The 958-nt window shown below is 64.2% G+C and carries 1 protein-coding gene; it reads left to right on the top strand.

All coding sequences use genetic code 11. The features are described 5' to 3' along the window. A partial coding sequence (locus AC0L17_RS34465) for a LacI family transcriptional regulator (RefSeq protein WP_473518988.1) occupies positions 1 to 903 on the top strand: 903 nt, incomplete at its 5' end. Positions 904 to 958 lie beyond the last annotated feature (55 nt).

Here is a 958-nt window from a genome sequence, read left to right as displayed (position 1 = left end):
CGACGCGTCCAGCTTGTCGCCAAGCAGATCGGCTACCGGCCGAACCGCGCCGGTGTGCGGCTGCGGACCGGCAAGACCAACGTCATCAGCCTCGTGCTCAACACCGAGCGCGAGATCATGAGCTTTGTCTCTGACATCATCTACGGCGTCTCGGAAGTCATCGCCGCCACACCCTATCACCTGATCGTCACGCCCTATTCACGCTCTCAGGATCCCCTGGACCCGATACGCTATCTGGTGGAGACCGGCTCCGCCGACGGCGTCATCATCTCGCGCACCCAGCCGAATGACCCCAGGGCCCGTTACATGCTCGAGCGTGGTATCCCCTTCGCCACGCATGGCCGCACCGATATGGGGCTGATCCATCCCTATCATGACTTCGACAATTACGCGTTCGCGACCGAGGCTGTGCGCCACCTGGCCGGCATCGGCCGCCGCAGGCTGGCTCTGCTGGCGCCCCCAGTCGAGCTGACCTACCACAGCCATACGCTGAACGGCTTCACCGATGCGCTGAGCGAGGTCGGCGCCAGCGAGATCCCGTTCAACACCGTTTCGGTCGACCATTCGATCGAGCAGATCAGGATGAGGACCGCGCAGCTGATGCGCCGTGACGTCAGGCCGGACGGTTTCGTCAGCAGTGCCGCTGCCGCGACACTCGCCATCGTCGCCGGCATCGAGGACGTCGGCCTCAAGCTCGGCCGGGACGTCGACGTGGTATCCAAGCAGTCGTCCGACCTGCTGCACCTGTTCCGCAGGGAATTGCTGGTGGTCAACGAGAACTTCCGGCTGGCCGGCGCCGAGCTCGCCCGCTCGGTGCTGGGCTGGATCGGCGGCGCGGCACCTGGCTCCTTGCAGAGCCTGAGCATGCCTGGCGAGGTTGTGGCCTATCGCCGTCCCGACTAGAGCGGGATACGTTCAAATAGAATTGGGCATCCCGCTCCATCTATTTGTCTTAGCC

Source organism: Mesorhizobium sp. WSM4829, assembly GCF_055811475.1.
This window is presented reverse-complemented; position numbering and strand designations above follow the sequence as displayed.